This window comes from Paraglaciecola mesophila, assembly GCF_009906955.1.
In the GTDB taxonomy this organism is placed as follows: Bacteria; Pseudomonadota; Gammaproteobacteria; order Enterobacterales; family Alteromonadaceae; genus Paraglaciecola; species Paraglaciecola mesophila_A.
The window spans coordinates 1,908,034-1,926,796 of the sequence record NZ_CP047656.1; the positions used below are offsets into that span (position 1 = coordinate 1,908,034).

Annotated in this window: 15 protein-coding genes; 4 read left to right on the forward strand and 11 right to left on the reverse strand. The window is 44.3% G+C overall.

All coding sequences use genetic code 11. The features are described 5' to 3' along the window. Nucleotides 1–140 precede the first annotated feature (140 nt). From FX988_RS08140 to FX988_RS08150, 3 genes are all read left to right on the forward strand, one after another. Nucleotides 141–761 carry a hypothetical protein gene (locus tag FX988_RS08140; protein ID WP_160179167.1) on the forward strand — a complete coding sequence of 207 codons (621 nt, stop codon included), beginning with the start codon at nt 141–143 and terminating at the stop codon, nt 759–761. Nucleotides 762–875: 114 nt separating this feature from the next. Then, nucleotides 876–2,276, forward strand: coding sequence for an O-antigen ligase family protein (locus FX988_RS08145; RefSeq protein WP_160179168.1), 1,401 nt, complete (start codon nt 876–878; stop codon nt 2,274–2,276). After that, nucleotides 2,273–2,686, forward strand: a complete 414-nt coding sequence (locus FX988_RS08150; protein ID WP_160179169.1) for a 3-phosphoshikimate 1-carboxyvinyltransferase — start codon at nt 2,273–2,275, stop codon at nt 2,684–2,686. The genes FX988_RS08145 and FX988_RS08150 overlap by 4 nt, the downstream gene beginning before the upstream one ends. Before the next feature lie 49 nt (nt 2,687–2,735). On the opposite strand, the gene FX988_RS08155 is transcribed toward FX988_RS08150, so the two are convergent. From FX988_RS08155 to FX988_RS08175, 5 genes are read right to left on the reverse strand one after another with little or no spacing between them, the layout of a single operon-like run. Next, on the reverse strand, nt 2,736–3,473 hold the full coding sequence (locus FX988_RS08155) for a VpsP family polysaccharide biosynthesis protein (RefSeq protein ID WP_160179170.1): 738 nt from the start codon (nt 3,471–3,473) through the stop codon (nt 2,736–2,738). After that, on the reverse strand, nt 3,464–4,192 hold the full coding sequence (locus FX988_RS08160) for a tyrosine-protein phosphatase (RefSeq protein WP_160179171.1): 729 nt from the start codon (nt 4,190–4,192) through the stop codon (nt 3,464–3,466). The genes FX988_RS08155 and FX988_RS08160 overlap by 10 nt, the downstream gene beginning before the upstream one ends. Further along, on the reverse strand, nt 4,189–6,456 hold the full coding sequence (locus FX988_RS08165; RefSeq protein ID WP_160179172.1) for a GumC family protein: 2,268 nt from the start codon (nt 6,454–6,456) through the stop codon (nt 4,189–4,191). Before FX988_RS08165 ends, FX988_RS08160 begins: the two co-directional genes overlap by 4 nt. 16 nt (nt 6,457–6,472) lie before the next feature. Beyond that, nucleotides 6,473–7,009, reverse strand: coding sequence for a polysaccharide biosynthesis/export family protein (locus tag FX988_RS08170; RefSeq protein WP_160179173.1), 537 nt, complete (start codon nt 7,007–7,009; stop codon nt 6,473–6,475). 23 nt (nt 7,010–7,032) lie between these two features. Then, nucleotides 7,033–8,217 carry an outer membrane beta-barrel protein gene (locus tag FX988_RS08175; protein ID WP_160179174.1) on the reverse strand — a complete coding sequence of 395 codons (1,185 nt, stop codon included), beginning with the start codon at nt 8,215–8,217 and terminating at the stop codon, nt 7,033–7,035. Between the two features lie 896 nt (nt 8,218–9,113). Here FX988_RS08175 and FX988_RS08180 point away from each other — a divergent pair. After that, nucleotides 9,114–10,523: an undecaprenyl-phosphate glucose phosphotransferase gene (locus FX988_RS08180; RefSeq protein ID WP_160179175.1), complete on the forward strand. Its 1,410-nt coding sequence runs from the start codon at nt 9,114–9,116 to the stop codon at nt 10,521–10,523. Nucleotides 10,524–10,588: 65 nt separating this feature from the next. On the opposite strand, the gene FX988_RS08185 is transcribed toward FX988_RS08180, so the two are convergent. The 6 genes from FX988_RS08185 to FX988_RS08210 form a co-directional block, all read right to left on the reverse strand. Further along, a complete protein-coding gene (locus FX988_RS08185; RefSeq protein WP_160179176.1) occupies nt 10,589–13,321 on the reverse strand; it encodes a glycosyl hydrolase family 8 in 2,733 nt (910 codons plus the stop codon). Next, nucleotides 13,318–13,911: a hypothetical protein gene (locus FX988_RS08190; protein ID WP_254700759.1), complete on the reverse strand. Its 594-nt coding sequence runs from the start codon at nt 13,909–13,911 to the stop codon at nt 13,318–13,320. Before FX988_RS08190 ends, FX988_RS08185 begins: the two co-directional genes overlap by 4 nt. 344 nt (nt 13,912–14,255) lie before the next feature. Then, entirely contained in the window at nt 14,256–15,848 is a 1,593-nt protein-coding gene (ahpF, locus tag FX988_RS08195; protein WP_160179177.1) for an alkyl hydroperoxide reductase subunit F, read from the reverse strand. Nucleotides 15,849–15,944: 96 nt separating this feature from the next. Beyond that, the gene (gene ahpC, locus FX988_RS08200; RefSeq protein ID WP_160179178.1) at nt 15,945–16,514 is read right to left on the reverse strand and encodes an alkyl hydroperoxide reductase subunit C; all 570 of its coding nucleotides are present in this window, start codon (nt 16,512–16,514) and stop codon (nt 15,945–15,947) included. A gap of 283 nt (nt 16,515–16,797) precedes the next feature. Then, a complete protein-coding gene (locus FX988_RS08205; RefSeq protein ID WP_412761926.1) occupies nt 16,798–18,144 on the reverse strand; it encodes a tetratricopeptide repeat protein in 1,347 nt (448 codons plus the stop codon). Nucleotides 18,145–18,152: 8 nt separating this feature from the next. Continuing rightward, on the reverse strand, nt 18,153–18,761 hold the full coding sequence (locus FX988_RS08210) for an energy transducer TonB (protein WP_013754512.1): 609 nt from the start codon (nt 18,759–18,761) through the stop codon (nt 18,153–18,155). Between the last annotated feature and the right edge of the window lie 2 nt (nt 18,762–18,763).

Below are 18,763 nucleotides of genomic sequence, written 5' to 3' on the forward strand. Positions count from 1 at the left end.
TACTGATAGCAATACACTGAAAAGGTTCGTTTTTTTACCTGGTCGACCTTTGTATTATATTGCTTTTTTAGGTAACAAATTTTATCATTATGGGGCTTTGAGTGAGATTTACTCTCACAGCCTATTATTTTGGAGCTTTTATGCGACATATTTTAACCTATTTGCTTTTGTCTAGTGCGGTGATTGTGCCATTTGCAAGCGCTCAACAAGCCGAAACAGTCACACAAGCGGCGGAACAGGAAAATATTCTGTTCGGTGATGAAAATCAGCCGGGCCGTTCTATACATATGGAAATAGTGTCGCGAATTAACAACGGTGTCGCACTCGACGACGCGGTTAGCCAGACGATTGCCCAAGTCACACGTGAGGAAGACACGTTAATTAGTGGCACGGCAAGATTAGTGGTTGGTTTAAATAAAGGCATTAGCGTTAATTTTATGCGTAATATGGTGAATCTTAATAAACTCACCGACAGCACCAAGGGTGCTATTGAAACTTTCCCGAGTGATGCGGCAGATATCATTCAACTTGCCGTAACCCTTTACCCCAGCTTTGCTCAAGATGTCATCGATTCTGCCGTGACTACAGGCGAAATAGAGCCTAACGATGCCTTGTTAGCCGCGATTGCTGCAGGCGCTGACCCAACAACAGTTTCATCAGCTACCGCAGCGGGTGGTGTTGTTGGCGCAGGAACACCAACAGGCACGGGAGTGGGTGCCGGTGGTGCCGGTGGTGGCGATACCACAGCATCAACCAACTGATCAATTTACGAATTTGATAAAGCCAGGTTTAATACCTGGCTTTTTTGTTTATAATCATTTAGTTATAACACATTACACACTTCACTAGCATTTGTACTGGGCGAAAGGGATCCTTTGAATACCACACTTCATCGCTACGCGTTTTATGTCTTATTAGGGTTGCTTATTTGGCTGCCTATCCCTTTAGGTTCAAACCGTCCTTGGGCTTGGGGTGTAATGGAAGTTGTCATATTTTCATTGTCTTTGTGCTGTGCCTATTTACGCAAAGACCACGCTTGGATGGGGTTACGCGCTTATCGGTTACCCATCTGCCTATGGCTGGCCTTTTTAGTTTTCGCTGTTATGCAGGTTATGCCATTGCCCGCCTCAGTGGTGCACATTCTCAGCCCAGTCAGTTACGAAACTCAATTGATTTATGGGGTAGAACAGTTTCATTTATCGTTAGATGTGGGACAAAGCTACGTAAGCTTACTTAAAGGGCTGAGCTATTTCTGCTTACTCATAGTGGTACTTGTGCTGGTAGACACAGAGAAGCGGTTACGCTTAATACTACTCACCCTATTAGCCAGCGGCGCAATTCAGGCCCTTTACGGTACGCTAGAGGTGTTGTCAGGCAGCACCTTCAGTGTGGTATTCAGCTTACCTGTGACCGATATCGCCACTGGTAGCTTTGTGTACAAAAACCACTTTGCTAATTTCCTTATACTGTGTCTGTCAGCCGGTATTGGCTTAATGGTGGCCACGCTACAGAGCAACCAAGGCGGTAGCCCACGGGATATCATGCGCTCTATATTGTCCACGCTATTGGGCAGCAAGGCACTCATTCGTATTAGTTTGGCCATCATGGTTATTGCGTTGGTCATGTCGCGCTCTCGCATGGGGAATACGGCATTTTTTGCTGCCATGACGCTAATCGGTATTTTGGCATTGGTGATTATCAAAAATCGTAGCAGAAGCCTGTCTATTTTAATTATCAGTATGTTTGTGATTGATGTGCTTATTGTCAGCGCTTGGTTTGGTTTAGATAAGGTGCAAGAACGTTTAGAGGCCACGAGCTTGGCTCAAGAGGGTCGTGATGAAGTGGTATTAGACGCTTTGCCTATGTTGCAAGATTTTCCTATTTTCGGCAGCGGTGGTGGAAGCTTTTACAGTTCGTTTCCTAGTTATAAGGAGGCCAACATACATTATTTTTACGATCATGCACACAATGATTATTTGCAAATGGCGATTGAATACGGTGTACCGGCGACCTTATTTTTAGGGTTACTTGTTTGCTGGTGTTTCGCTAAAAGCGTGCGGGCGATGCGCAAGCGCAGGCCATCCATATTTAAGGGCACTGCTTTTGCCTGCTGTATGGCAATGCTTGGCATGGCGATACATATGACGGTTGACTTCCCTCTGCAAGCGCCTGCAAACGCCTGCTACTTTGTGGTGTTTTTGGCCTTGTCTCTGGCGATCAATCAATTGAAAATAACCACAGGCAAAAAACGACGTACTAAAAAGGTGGCAACATGAATAAAAAATTCAGTGGGCCAATAGAGCAAGATCCTGCCATTGTAAATTTGCTAGCGCGCATGCCCCAATCCGTTAGGGCGTCATTTAGTGAAGAGCAGTTATCTCACCTACGTAATGCGGTCAGTAGCCGCCAATGGGGGCACCACCCTATTGATGTGCGTGGGACTGTACCTTGGTTCAAGTATCGCTACTATTACGTATTACTGGCAGGGAAGAACCATCGCAACATGACGCGCGCGCAGTTGCGAGCAAGTCGCTTTATTAATGCTTTGTTTTTGGCCGGTTTTATGACATTTTCTGCGCTTGTGGGCATATTATTGCTTTATTTGCTCAAATCAGCGCTGGGAATTGATTTACTACCTGACTACTCATTTGGTGTATGGGACTGGTTTAAAAGCCAAGCTGACTAAGTCACTTCTTGCTGTTAGCGTTTCAAATCGCTCAAGGTTCCTTTATTCTCTATACCTTGTTGCCAGCGCAGTTTGGCACCATTTGCTGCACGGGTATTGGCTCATTGCGCAGCCAACGACAAACCCGCTTTCGAGCGCCGTACTGTTTGATCAGCGCCAATACTTTCTCTCTGCTTTGGGGGGCTCGCAAACCTAAAGCGATACGGTGGTAAAACTCTTTGCGTAAACGCAGCAACATCGGGTGATTACTGGCGTATAGCGCCATGCCTAAGCGCACATACAGAAGGTGTATTTCAGGCTTATATGGGCCTAACTCTGCAGCCCTTTGTAAGTACGTGAGCATTTCATCATCGAATTCCTGTTGACGCCACTTAATCATGGCTAATGAGGCCCATGTTACCGGCCACAAAGGCCGTAAGCGAGTAGCGCGTAGGTAATGCTGCTTAGCCAGGTTGAGCGCCTGCTCGGGTGGCTCATACCCCGCAATAGCGCCCCACTCGTGTACCTGTGCCAGTAAATCTTGATACAGCGGGTGACTAGGCTGGCTATCAACAGCTGATTGAATCGTTCGCTTGGCTAACTGGTATTCTTCTAAGGTTTGGGTATTGCCTTGTTCTTGCCAAGCGCTAACAATGTTTTGCACTTTGTAAAAATCGAAGCTAGCGCCCGTAAAGCGCAAGGCTACAAACAAACACACCAATGCAAGCAACGCGAAGCTGATCACCGCCACGTACTGTTTAATAAACACCCTAGCTTCGGTTATATTCTGCGGAAATGCTATTGCCATACATTATCCTGTGATATTAACCATGGTGTTGTTTTAAACAATCGTTCAGCGTAATCATTCCCTTTCAATGCTGCCACTTCGATGAAAGCTTGCGCCATATCATTGGGACGACGATTAACACTGTGGGTATCGGATGCAACATAAGTAACCAGATCTCGGGCCAATAATAGACCGGCGGTTTGCTTCACTTTTTCAGAAAAGCGACCAGTAAACGCCCCCGCCGTGGCTTGAAATAAGCACCCTGCCCTTTTTAAGGCATAGATTTTATCTGGGTTGGCGATAATGTCTCGATTACGCTCAGGATGGGCTATTACTGGCTGAATATCGTGTTTCAATAACCAACGTAAGAGGTTGTCAGTACCCGGTGGTATATGGCTGTGCGGCAGTTCAAGTAACATCACGTCTTTGTTTTGCCAGCGCCCAATAAATGGAATTTGTTTTTGCTTATGCCAAAGCATGATGTCTGGGGTAATGCGAATTTCAGCAGCAAATGACAGCTTGAGAGAACAACCGGCTAAAGCGAGATGCTCAACCAGCGACTGATAAGCGTGTGAGATGGAGTCTAGATTATTATCGAAATAGCTCTGATGTATATGTGGCGTGCACACCATATGCGACACACCGACCGCCACAGATTGCTCAGCCATAGCGAGTGACGCCTCTAAATCAGGGGCGCCATCGTCTATTCCTGGCAATATGTGGCTGTGTAAATCGATCAAGATTGTTTGTTGCTGCTAGCCTTAGTATTCGATTCGTAATTATAACTATGATAACCATATTGATCATAGAAACCTGTGTATTCACCGTGCTTTTTCGCTTTACGCAAATCCACTTGGTTTAACACCACCCCATCGACTCTGTGTCCCACTTGTAAGAAACGGCTTAAGCCATTACTTATCAGCTTGTCACTTGTACTATCCGCTTTGACTACATAGACCACTGAATCACAGACCTTCGACACCACAATGGCATCACTGACGGCTTGGGTGGGCGCGCTATCAACAATGATATGCTCGTATCTACCTTTTAGGTCTTGCATCAGGGCTTTGAAGCTATCCGAAGCGAGTAATTCTTGCGGGTTTGGCGGCACAGTACCGGCGCAAATTAAATCAATACCTGACATTTCATCTGTCACAATACACTCTTCTAAGGTATGTGTGCCTGAAATTAAGTTTGCCACGCCTGGCTGAAAACCAGGTAAGCTAAATTGGCTAGCCAATGTTGGGCGACGTAAGTCAGTATCAATTAACAACACTTTACTCAGTTGCCCCATAGCAAAGGCTAAGTTAATTGATACGGTACTCTTGCCTTCTTTGGGAACGCTTGAGGTGACCAATATTGTTTTCGAAGGTTTATCAATATTCAGCAATTGTAAGCTGGTTCTAAGGGTACGCACCGCTTCACTGAAACTATGATGCTTACCATCAAAAAAGTGCCTGATGGCAAGGTTTTTCTTTTTACTGTGGGCTTCCCACGGAATGAGCCCTAGCATGCGCTGACCTAGCTTGCGCTCTACGTCTTCAACCGAACGAATACCACTATTAAGCGCGTCCATCGCGATGGCTAAGAATACCCCGAAGCCTAAACTGACAATAAAGGCTGCTGCAATAATTAACCCCTTCTTAGGCTTAGAAGGCGAGCCTGGCGGTACGGCCAGATCTAACATACGTGCGTTTGCAGACTCAAACCCGCCTAATTCTGAGGTTTCATTTAAACGCGTAAAGAATGAACTATACAGTTGCTGGTTGATATCCACTTCACGTTGCAGTGCCTTATGGCGACTTTCTAAATTCGTCAGCTTCCTAAAGTTCTCTTTGTTATCACTGACTTCTTGTTTGATTGCCGCTAAATTAAGCTTTGCAGTACTGAATTCAGTGTTTACCCCTGAGACTAATGAGCGAATCTGTGCATGTAAACTCTCTTGGATCGAGGTTAACTCGGCTTGGGCAGCGATCATTTTTGGGTGCTTAGGGCCGTAAACTTTACTTAACTCAGAAACACGACTTTGGGCACCAATTAGCTCACGCTTTACATTCTGCACCGCTGGGTGATTGAGCACCTCAGGTATATCTGCCAATTCGGCAATGGTTGCCCCTGAGTTAACCTGGTTATACAGGGTTTCTGCACGATTATATGCAGCCTGAGCTTCGAGAAGTTGTTGGCTTAACTTCTGCAGTTCCTCTGCAGCAAGGCCCACTACGCCATCAATATTGACTAGTTTTTCCGTTTCGTAGAACTCAGATAACCGTTTTTCAGCCGTAGTCAATTTAGTACGAAGCCCTTGCAAGCTTTCATTTAACCAAGTAGTCGCTTTGGTGGTCATGTCTAGCTTAGATTCGAGGTAGTTCTCGATATACACATCACCCACAGCATTTGCTGCGATTGCGGCAAACTGGCGATCTTCATGCTCGAAGCTAATTTCGACAATTTGTGTGTTATTAATTGGAACAATCTGCAACGACTGCATCACTTTCCAAGTGGCGTAGCCTTTTCTAGCCGCCAGCCGCTGGGCTTCTGTTTGAACAACTTTTTCTTTCTGGGGTAAAAAAGGTAGTGCCCCTATAACGCTAGATTTAAGCGCTGAAAGTTGTTTACTGACAAAATTAGCTTGGCTGGCTTCATAGCCAGGAGCAAAGGTGGGGTTTTCGTAAAGCTTTAACTTCTCAACGACTTTTTCGGCGACTTGACGAGATTTTAGAATTTCATACTGAGTTTGAAAATACTCTTTACGTGAGGAATCTAAACCATAAACCTCTTCTATCGATAACACCTTTGCTTGTTTTGATTCAATCAATAACTTGGCAGTGGCTTTATATTGCGGCGTGATAGACATCACAATAAGGGCCACTAGCACGGTAATAAACACCGCAAGACTAATAATGCGCCATAAATAACGGCGTATTGTTTGCCAATATTGACCTAAGTCAATCATTTCAGAGTCCAGTAACTTAGCCTCTAATTGTCCATTTATTTTTGCTGACATATTTAACTACATTCCTTTAAAAGAAGCTTTGCTGAACAGTAACTATGTCACCGGGTAACACTATATCGTTTGAATCTGCGTTTAACTGCTCTGGTTGGCCTGATTCATTTTCTCGACGTATAAATATCTTGGTTTTTGATGCTCGCTCTGTATAGCCCCCTGCTAAGGCTGCGGCTTTATTTACCGAAAGCCCAGGTTGATAGGGATACCCACCTGGGCGCTTTACCTCGCCGTCAATAAAGAAGGGGCGATACTCAATCACGGTGACCGAAATAGACGGCTCTACAAGATAATCCCCCTTGAGCCCAGCATACAGCTTGGCTTCAAGCTCTGCTCCCGTTAGCCCCGTCACCCTTAGATCACCCAAGAAGGGATAGTTGATCACACCGTGATTCGGCAACTTAGTGGTTAACGACAAATCTTGCTGACCAAACACGGTGATTTTGATCACATCCCCTGAGCCTAACTTATATTGGCTCAAACTGGCATCTAGCGACCAAGCGGCACTACTAAAAAGCATAAGCCACAGCCAAAATACGGATTTTGCTTTCATGTGCACTCCTAATAAAACAAAGGTTATAACGTTATTTTTGCCGTTAAGCGATAGATATTCTGATCGTAATCAATGACATCTCTATTACTGTCTCGTTCGCTGTAGGTATAACCCAAGTTAAAGGTCAACCAACGTCTAAATTCATAAACAACGGCAAAACGCAGATCTTTTATATCGTCACTACGACCACTGCCTTCATAATCACTGGTACCGAAGCCGATACCGGCTTCAGTGCGCAGGCGTTGTAACCATTCATGACGCCAAAGAACAGACACATCTTTATTACGAATAAAGTTACCGTCACCATTGGTTTCACGCGCTTGGTTTTTGGTATCAAGAATGAATGTAGCGCGCTCAAGCGGCTCCCACACAACCCCAGCTTGCCATTTGACCCCAGAGAAATTCTCGCGGCCCGCAGCGTCAAAATCTTTGTCCTGATAACCTATTTTGGCATATCCAGACGTTGATGCAGTGGACTGCCATTGAGCACCCACTAAATAAGCGGTTTCAATACTATCAAAACTCGTTGCCTCTGAAATAGCAAACGCGTATTCAACATCAGTAATCGTGGTTTCAAACAGTAAGTCAGTAGCTGCGCCGATGTTATAATAGAAAGTGCCGCCAACGGTAGTCTTAGTACGATCACGAACTAAGTACTCTTCGGTACCAAGCTTATAATCTTTATCCCTAAAATTGAGATTTAAATCTAACCGCGCTTGGGCACTCAATGCACCATATGAGTAAGTAAAATCAACTTCGCTTTCTTTAAACTCGTCTGGTGAATCTAGCTCACTACCGCGACCAATAGAGAAGCTTTCACCTCGATCATCATGACCATCTTCAAAATTAATACTCGTGTTGACACGGTGACGACTGTTCAGCTCGTAATCGAGTGAGGCGAACAATAAATGATCTGTATAATCATCGGCGGAACTTGAAAAATAATCCCCCCGAGAAAGCTGATAACCCAAGCGTAAGCTGTTCAAGCCAAAGTTATTCACTAGGGTAAATCTGGGAACAATCGTGCTAAACCAGCTGTCTATTCCTTCATCGTTAGAGCGTGTAACGTTATCATTAAAACCCACCGTTGTGGTTAAGGTGGGTACTAATTCAAATGCCCCGAGGTCTATTCCGACTTCTTCTTGCGCAAATGAAGAAGTACATACACATGCCATTCCTATAGCGCTTGCTAATTTAGTCTTACTCATTCAATCATCTCTTTCTTTAAATTTAAAATATGATCTTAATTAAACTAAGTGTATCAATTATCTAATGAAATTAGCGCAATGTAATCAACTATAAGTGAAAAATATTACGATTAGCCTATCAAAACACACGTTGTAAAAATCAGCTGAGGCTGTCAGTAAGCGAATTCTATGCCATTAAGCGAGGCATAGACCGCGATAAGTTATTTTAACAAGGCAGATGTGCTGCGCATACTAAACAAAGATAGCGCCATGTAAAGCGTGTAAGTATTGCACAAGGTGTCAGACAAAGTTTCATTTTCCTCTTTCATTATTATATTACCGCTTCAAACTGAATCCATCGAATGAGGAATCTGACGCAGCATCGCGCCAATCGTTAAACAAGCCTTTGTCATTTTTCCACTTAAACGGCGACTAAGGCGACCCTATCTCATCTAGTTACCCTTGGGTTTTAATCCTCAAATCAAGACCTAGCACCATTTTTACATTCAATTACGAATCAATGAAACCTATCAAAAAAATATGGCCTCATACTTGCTTTAGCTGAATTATCCATTTGACTAAATATCAGTCAAATGACCCGAATATCTGAAAGTACTAAACAAAAACATTCAGAATTGTAGGAATAATGCGCTGAATGTCATAAAAAAAACAAAAATATGTCGTAATTATACAACAGCATCACGTGGTATAATCTGCGCAGTCCGTAATAGGCAGACTTTAGTATCCACTCAAGATATTGAAGTTAAATGGAATTTTTTAAGTTTATAACCTTTTGGATGTTGGAAATTAGCGACATGTTAGCGTCGCAAAATAAAGACACCGCTTAATATTGAAATACACTCTATTAAGCGATATGAACTTAATCAGTTGTACATCACTTTAATGGTAGAGACATCATGCATAACAAGAGCCCTGGGGGCATAATTCAGAGTAACCAAAGTAGTTTTTCTACACTTTATCGTTTAGTCGATATGGTTATTATCACCTTGGTGTATTTCCTTGTGCTGCTATACCAAGGGCTATCCATCAATTCGTCTGATTTATTACTGCTTTTTGTAAGCATTATTTCTTACATGTTATGTGCTGAAGCGGTAGACCTATATCGCTCTTGGCGAACGGCCCCTAATACTATGATGATCAAATGGGCTATGATCGCTTGGGGAATTTCCTCACTTGTTACGACTACTTACGCCTTTATTTTTCCTGATAGTATTGCTGCATCAAATTTTGTTGTATTGAGTTGGTTGGTGTTGTGCGCCCCTACCCTAGTAAGTTGGCGTGTTGCCTTTCGTGAAATATTATTTAGACACCGCAAGAAAGGCCATAACACCCGTAAAGCAATCGTTATCGGTGCTACTCAGTCTGGTTATAACCTAGCAACACAAATCATGGAAAATGACCAATTAGGCATCATTTTCAAAGGTATGTACGACGATCGAGCTCCTGCACGTATTCCTCACGAAATTCAACATCAAGTCATGGGCAGTATTGAAGAAGCAGTCAAACTGGCCAAAAAAGGTGAGATTGATTATATCTATATCGCCATGCCCATGAGCGCAGAAAAGCGCATCATGCAAATTCTTAATTTATGCAGTGACTCAACTGCAACGGTTTACATTATTCCTAATTTCTTCATGTATAACCTGCTTAATGCCCGCTGGCAGAGTGTTGGCTCAATTCAAACGTTGAGCGTATTCGATACGCCCTTCCAAGGTGCAGGTGATGTCACGAAACGCCTCGAGGATATTGTGGTCTCTTCTATCATTTTAACCCTGATTGCGATCCCTATGTTGTTCATTGCGATCGCGGTTAAATTAACCTCTAAGGGCCCTGTTATCTTCAAACAAAATCGTTACGGTCTGGATGGTAAGAAAATCAAAGTCTATAAGTTTCGCTCCATGACAGTGCAAGACAATGGCGATAAGGTTCAACAAGCGACCAAAAATGATGCACGTATTACTCCGTTGGGCGCGTTTTTACGCAAGACATCATTAGACGAACTACCTCAGTTTATTAACGTATTGCAAGGCCGCATGTCAGTTGTTGGCCCGCGCCCTCATGCGGTGGCTCATAATGAGGAGTACCGTAAACTCATTGAAGGCTATATGTTGCGTCATAAGGTACGCCCTGGCATTACCGGTTGGGCGCAAATTAATGGCTTTCGCGGTGAAACCGAAACCATCAATAAGATGATCAAACGGGTGGAATACGATTTAGATTATATTCATCGCTGGTCAGTGTGGATGGATATTCGCATTATCTTAGCCACAGTCACCCGTGGTTTTATCAATAAAAATGCGTACTAGTTAATACCAATAAAAAATGAAACGCCGAGCAATTGCTCGGCGTTTTTGTATTAACCGTTTGCCGATCACTGAGCTTCGTTTGGCTTATAAATCTTAAATTCACCACCTGCATGCAGCAATCCAAACATGTGTAAAAGACCATCGTAATAGCGATACATTCCGGTTGGTGCATCCTGTTGCCAGAGGTAGTTAAGCATTTCGGTGGAGAACGGGTTATCACTTATCGTTGCCCCCACAGCGTTCATAGCGGTGCGCCCGTGACTGCGATAATCAATATTTGGCTCTCGTGTACCGTCTACTTCATACACGGCAATAAAATCACCATACTGGACGATTTCGTTTTCAAAGAAGCTGACTTGCTGCTCAACTAATCCCTTTAATTGAGGTGACTGACTAACCCAATGATAATCCATGGCCATATTACCCATTACGCGAAATGAGTCATAAGCGCTCTTATGGCTATCGGGATTAAAACTAGTTGGCTGTGGCAGGCCTTCATGGCTTGCATAATCACTGAATAAGCCTGTTTGTGGATGAGCCGCTTTTGATAAGTACTGACGACTAATTTCTGCGGTTTCATGCCAATAGTCGTTATTTTCATCTGCCCACAATGCCCACATCTCGTAAAAGGCAGGTAAGTGATAGGAAGGATCAGAAAAACTCTCGACATTGGTGGTCGTTACAAATTCCACCTGTTGATAAACAGGGTGCATCATAAGACGTGTACTGCTGTTGTCAGATTTAGTGAAAATCATGTCATGCAATATATCATTCGCTTCTTGCTGATAATCAAAGATACCCTCTGCACTGCCCCAGCGGTTATTGGCAAGAAACAAGGCCATTGCAAAGTACTCTTCGCCATCTGGCGCGGGGTTAGTGTCGATTGCGTTATAGGGCGCATTTGCACTTAAGCGCCACGCAAAGAAGTCTTTGCTATTGCCTGATTTATTCTGCATCTTCGCCTTTGTAAAGCGCCAAAGTTTGTCAAAGGTTTCTTGATCGTCCATCATCACTGAAATCATCATGCCGTAGGACATGCCTTCAGACCGAATGTCGTTTGAGTCGATTGCTTTGATGAACGCCATATCGTCGCCAACACCATAAAGTACCGTTGTATCTGATAGTTCAGGTACAGGTTCACTCGGTGCCTCGCCGGAAATCACCACATTATCTATTTGAATATCGCCGTCAACGGTAGGTAATTTGTTGTTTGCAACAAACTGCACTCCAATCCCCCGCAATTGACTGAAATCGAAACTATCACTGATGTAACCAAACTCAGTATTGGCACTGACATCACTAAAATTCAACGTGATAAATTCGTCGCCAGTGAACCCCGCTACCGTGGTGTAGCCCAAGTAGGCAGGTTGATAATTTGCATCCTCTAAGAATAGCTGTACGACCATATTGCCGTCTTCGATATAACGTTGCGGAATACTGATATCAATGCTGAGATCCCGCCCTTGAGTGATATCAATGCCGGGAAATTGCTGGTATTTAACCGTGAACGCATCACTGCTATCTTGCCAATTCGGACTAACCATCAATACATTATTCGTTGGCGCTTCGTCTGCATCCACATTCCCGAGTGCCAGCGTTGGCGCAATTGCACTGCCGTTGTCTGCGCTCGCACTCCACTGAGCAATACCATTATCAAACGTATCGATAAAGCTAGGGAGACTACTTTCATCACCGCCCTTAACAGGTTGGTAAATACTCACCTCGCCCACAGTGATATTGCCGTTGACCGCAGGGCTTTTACCGTTTGCCAGAAACTGATAGCCGATCGTACTTATTTGGCTAAAGTCGAAGCCTTCTGACAAATAGCCAAAATTTGTGTTCGGCCCTAGCCCCTGAATGAAGATACTAGTTTGCGTGGCCTGCGTTAATGTACGATAAGCGAAAAAGCCAATCCCTCCCGATGTGTCTTGAATGAACATTTGCACAGCCATAGCGCCGTCGTCAACGTAGGCTTGCTCTACCGCCATGGTATATTCAACATCCACGCCTTGTGTGGCATCAATCGGCTCAAACGGACTGGAAAGCACCGCCAATGCATCACCACCATCTTGCCATGCAGGTGTGATGACCAACTCACTGGCTTGCTGAGTGAGTTGCGCGCCGACTTGGCTGCCATTATCGGCGTACCATTGCCAGTTTTCAGTATCTTGCTCAAAATCCGCATGATAGATTTGCTCGCCTTTACTTGGCGCTTGGCCTGCTTGGTCAGGGACCAATTCAAATAATTGCTGATAGGTCGCGTTAATTTTCGCTGACACTTGCTCTTGGGTGGCCAAGCCTCGCTCTACAAAATAGTTTTTATACTCCCCTGTGTGATAGGCAGATTCTGGTGAGAATTGGCTACTGATATCTTGACCCGTTTGTTGGTAGTCAATATTCCAGCTTAGATCTTGTTCATTGAAGCGTGCTCTACGATTTTGTACCAATACAAACGGCTGTGACAGCTCAAGTACACTATTGGCAGGGATCATATCAATATGCATATCAGCCGAATCAACCACGGAGTTCGGGTTACTCGATGCCACATTTACCTGTATGTCTTGCACTCTATCCGCATCGTTTTTTAAAAAAACGGCAAACTCATATCGATAGTCACTGCGCCCTACGCGTGTTTTGCTTTTTAGTGAGAGGCGATCAACACTGACATCTGCATATGTTGGCATACTGAATGCGCTTACCAGCAATGTGCCTAATGCCAAAGCGATACTTTTTTGCAAGGTTGCCGACTTTGTCACAAACCCGCAATTCAACTTATTTTTAAGGACCGAACTAATCATGCTGCGACTCCACTGGTTGTATTGCTTGGGCGCTGATTGGGGAATAACGCGGAATGAAAAAAGCGTGTGTTACGCCGAGAAATCATGCCTATCAAACTGATCAACGCGATGAAAAACAAAGCATTCGCCGGTGCGCTTACTGATTGGGTGAAACCTAGCTGATACTCCCCCGCACTTGTTACCTCAAACGTATTTGCATCATAGGTTTCAAAGCGCTGCATACTCGTGATGACATCGGTATCCCCCAGCCAATCGAACACTACAGATAGGCCATTTAATGTATCTCCTGCTTGCAAAGGTGCGACTAGGGCAAGTGCATCGGCGAATCCATCTTCTTGTACACCGAATAAGTCTTCTGGCGGGGCAACAAAGACATCCCAATCAGCTGGGCTGGAAAACAACGATAGGTTGTCGAACAGACCGTACTGGAAATACACCATCAGACCATCAACGGCACCTTGCGTATCATTGTAAATTTGGTAATCGGCTTGGTATTGCTGATCACTCAGCTTGGTCACTTGCGTATGAATAAGCAGTGCATTGGCGTTCATGCTACTGACGAGCAATGTTAAATAGAGTATGACTTTCATGTGTTTCCTCTTTATATATCGCCTATTGCCTCAACCGTTTGCACTGGCGATATAGGTTGGTTTCATATTTATCGTTGTTCATTTGGTTATGCATAAGAGAGGGCGAACAGTAGTCCTGAATGGCAGCACGTTGTCTTTCTCACCCATCTTATAGTCATTTAGACTACACAAAGCGCAAGCGACATTTAACACAAACTTTACATTTAAACCGTTTTCGTAAGAGGGAAATAAAACTGCGTAAAAACTCAACGACCCCAGTCGTGCGTTATTCATAAAAAAAGCCGAGACACATCATAGATATGCTCGGCAAAGGGTGTCACACAATGAATTGTTTTCGCTGCGCTTTAGGCGGCTTTCTCGCTGTCATTTGCGCTTTCAACTGACGGCGCACGTAATAAGTAATCAAACGCGCCTAGGGCTGCATTTGCTCCATCGCCCATGGCAATGATGATTTGCTTATAGGGGGCGGTAGTGACGTCTCCTGCGGCAAATACGCCTTCAATTGAAGTTTCACCGCGTTGGCCGACTTCTATTTCACCACGTGGGGTTAACGCTATATCACCTTTTAACCACTCACTATTAGGCACCAAACCAATTTGAACAAAGATACCTGCCAACTCAACATGTTTGCTTTCTTGGCTTACGCGGTCTTGATAGGTTAAGCCTGTTACGCGCTTTCCATCGCCAAGCACTTCTGTGGTCATGGCATTAAGAATAATGTCGATATTCTTGGCTGCTTTGGCTTTACGTTGCAAAACTTCATCTGCACGCAACTTAGTATCAAACTCAAGAACGGTGACGTGTTCAACGATATTCGCTAAATCTAGCGCGGCCTCTATACCTGAGTTACCGCCTCCGATTACCGCCACTCGCTTGCCTTTAAATAACGGCCCGTCACAGTGTGGGCAATAGGCGACACCTGCACCACGATATTGCTGCTCTCCTGGTACATTCATTTCACGCCATCTTGCACCCGTGGCTAGCATCACTGTTTTGCTGGATAACATCGCGCCATTTTCTAGTTCGATATTGATCAAACCGTCTTTTGATAACTTCACCGCTTTGTTGTTATCCATGATGTCCACGTTGTAATCTTTGACGTGCTGCTCAAGTCCGGTAACTAGCTTTGGACCTTCGGTGGCTTTCACTGAAATAAAGTTTTCAATGGCCATGGTATCCGTCACTTGACCGCCAAACTTTTCAGCCACAATGCCGGTGCGAATACCTTTACGTGCAGCATAAATAGCCGCTGCAGCGCCAGCTGGCCCGCCACCGACAATGAGCATGTCGTAAGGGTCTTTATCATTTAATGACTCTGCTTGCTTTGCGTCAGCGTGCGGGTCAATTTTGCTTAGAATTTTGTCTATGGTTACTGCACCTTGGGTGAACAGTTCGCCATTTAAGTACACACTCGGGACCGACATAATATTGCGTTCATTAACTTCGTCTTGAAATAACGAACCATCGATCATGGTGTTGGTAATATTCGGGTTAATAACAGACAACACGTTTAATGCTTGCACTACCCCTGTGCATGTCTGACAGCTCAACGAAACGTATGTCTCAAATTGATAAGAACCAGAGAGCGCCTTAATTTCGGTCACTTGCTCTTCGCTGATTTTTACCGGGTGACCACCACTATTTAACAGAGCCAATACTAACGAGGTGAACTCGTGTCCCATTGGTACCCCTGCAAAGGTAATGGAGGTATTGTTTTTAACAGAAACGACTTCCATCGATGGTTTTCGAACATCATTTTTGCTCTGCGCTACCACCTTGACTAAGGGTGATAATTCAGCAATGTCATTGGCAAGGTCGCTTATTTCTGCTGATTTTTTTGCTTGATGTTGCTCATCAACAGCGATACGTAACTCCACTTGTGAAGTGAGGTTTTCTAAATAGGTGGCCAATTGGCCTTTTAATTTTGCGTCTAACATTTCTTACTCCTATAGACTGATGATGGCGGTGTATACGCGGATAACGAGGGCGGGCTCGTAGATACTCACCCGCCCCTGTTAAACACATATCGACTGTTAGATTTTGCCTACTAGGTCAAGTGAAGGAGTGAGTGTTTCTTCACCTGGCTGCCATGCTGCTGGACATACTTCACCGTCATGGTTGGCGACGTATTGCGCAGCTTGTACCTTACGAAGTAGCTCGCTTGCAGAACGACCGATACCTAGGTCATGTATCTCAGCAATTTTGATTTCACCTTCAGGGTTAACAACAAACGTACCGCGAAGCGCTAAGCCATCTTCTTCAATCATGACACCGAAGTTACGCGTGATTTGACCAGTAGGGTCGCCAATCATCGCGAATTCAATTTTGTTGATTGTGTCTGAGCTGCCATGCCACGCTTTGTGAGTGAAATGCGTGTCTGTAGATACTGAGTAAACCTCAACACCTAGCTCTTGCAATTTAGCGTAGTGGTCAGCTAAATCGCCTAACTCGGTCGGGCATACAAAGGTGAAATCGGCTGGGTAAAACATAAAGATTGCCCATTTACCCGCGATGTCTTTTTCAGACACGTCAACAAACTCACCGTTTTTAAACGCAGTTGCTTTAAAAGGTAAAATTTTGCTATTGATAAGAGATTGTGTCATTGAGATATTCCTCATTAAGTTAGTTTCGGTTGACTTCGAAATGAATAATAAGGATGTGCGGGAAATAATTAAATTAATTAAAATCGATTATTGAAATCGTTTTTATTGATTAGGCTAAGATGAGGTGAATTTCTTGTGTGCTGAATAGCAAAAAACCGCTCAGTATTGTCCAAAGGATAATGCGTGAGCGGTGAGAGGTTCTCTGCTAGCGTGGCCAGCACGCTAGAATTATAGCTTTTATTATTCTGAATTAACCTGTATCAATGACGTTAAACCAATCGCTTTATTGTGATAATGATACTGTCAGCTTTTCAGCACTGACTTTTTCAGTTTCCACAAACTTAGACCACTGCTGCGCCATACCTCTGCTGCTTTTGAATTTTTCGGCTTCAGCCAATTCATTCAAGGCATCGTTGTATTGCCCAACATTAAAGAACGCCATGCCTTTAACCAAATGCACTGTGCCTTCGTTACGTAAGCCACCTTTCGCCAGCGCCGCTTCTGAGGCACTGATCGCTTGCTGCCACTTTTCCATGTTTAAGTAAATTTGCCCAAGCTGTGCATCTAATTCACCATCATCAGACAAGTCTGCCGCCGCTTTCATAATCGGCACGGCCTCTTCGTTCTCTTTTGCCAGCACCCAACATTGTGACAGAAACTTCAAATTTTTGAGGTTTTTGTCAAGTGCGCCACTTTCAAAGCCTTGCTCGATTAAGCGCGCGCCCTTAAAGGGCATTTGGTGGTAATAATACAGCTGAGCAAGATTAAACATATCAGAACCACTTTCGATATAGCCTTGTTGGTAAGCAGTTTCAAGAATAGCCAGTTGCTTTTTCTCTTCCCCTAACTCGCCATACATGCCACCGAGTTGGACCCAATATTTAGGCTCATCAAAGTGTTTGACCAGTTTTAGGAGTACGTCTTTAACCTTCTCAGGCTGTTTCAACTCGTAATAAACCGCACGCTGAAGTACATACCAATTTTCGTCTGGGATATCATCTTGCGCTTCAACAATTTCGATCGCTTTGTTGATGTAACCTGACGCTTTATCGTAAGACTTCTGTTGATACATGGCTTGCGCTTTTAACACGTAGTTTTTAGCCGGTATTTCACTGTTGGGGTTAACCGATGCATTTAACGTTTCCCAGCGCTCTAAAAAAGATACCGTCTTATCGAAGTTTCCACGCATCATGTGCAGCTGCGCCAAACTGAATAAGGTACTCAATTCAAACGATTCTGGTATTGGCTGTTGCTCTACCACGGTTTCAAAAGCAGTGATCGCCTCATCAAAACGCTCAACATTGTAGTAAATGAAGCCATAGAAATTGTACATCATGGCAAGTTCGTAACTGTTCATCGAACTGGCTTTGCTTTTTACATTTTCTAACGCTTCTAAAGCTTCGTCAGTTTTACCTTCATCAGCTAATTTTTGCGAACGAGAAAGCTGGTCATACACTTTCACCCTTAGCGCAGGTGTACGTCGCGTTTCTCGCTTGCTTGCCTCTTGTGCCTGGGCACTTTTCATAGCCATTGGTGTGACACTCACGCCAAGACCAACAACAGCACATAAAGTGAGCCCTAAAAGCCTGCATGATAGATGGTTATTTTTTTTACTTCTTACGCTCATCATGCCCCCGATTAACCGTCAATCTGGAAAGTAATACGGTTTTGAACGCCTGCCACTTCTGCTGGCTCACCGTTTACTACCCGCGGTTTGTATTTAAATTTAAGTGCAGCGTCAATAGCGGCCTGATTGAATAGGTCAGCTGGCTGAGCATCTACGACAAAGGGGTTTTTAACTGACCCTTGCTTAGATACCGTAAATTCAACAATCACGTAGCCTTCTATTCCCCGTGATAAAGCACGACGCGGATACACAGGTGCCACCTTAACTATAGGTAAATACTCACCATCACCTGATTCAAGTGCTAATCCACCGTCAAGGGACAAACCTTCATTCACGTCTGCACCAAAGTCTAACCCACTGCCTTCTGCATTGGGTGTTGGCGAGTCCATCTGTGGCTGCTCCATCGCGGGTGGCGGTGTTTCAGGCTTAGGTGGCTTTTTAGGCTTACGATCTTTTTTCTGTGCAGCTTCTTCTTTTTTGACCCGCACAAAATCCAGCACACTGCCCTTTGGTGGCTCAGTTAACGCACTGCCACCGCTTTTTATCAGCGATTGCATGACGAAGAACAAACTCAAGGTCACAATGGCTGACAGAATTATCGCTATCAGGAATCTAGGCATGA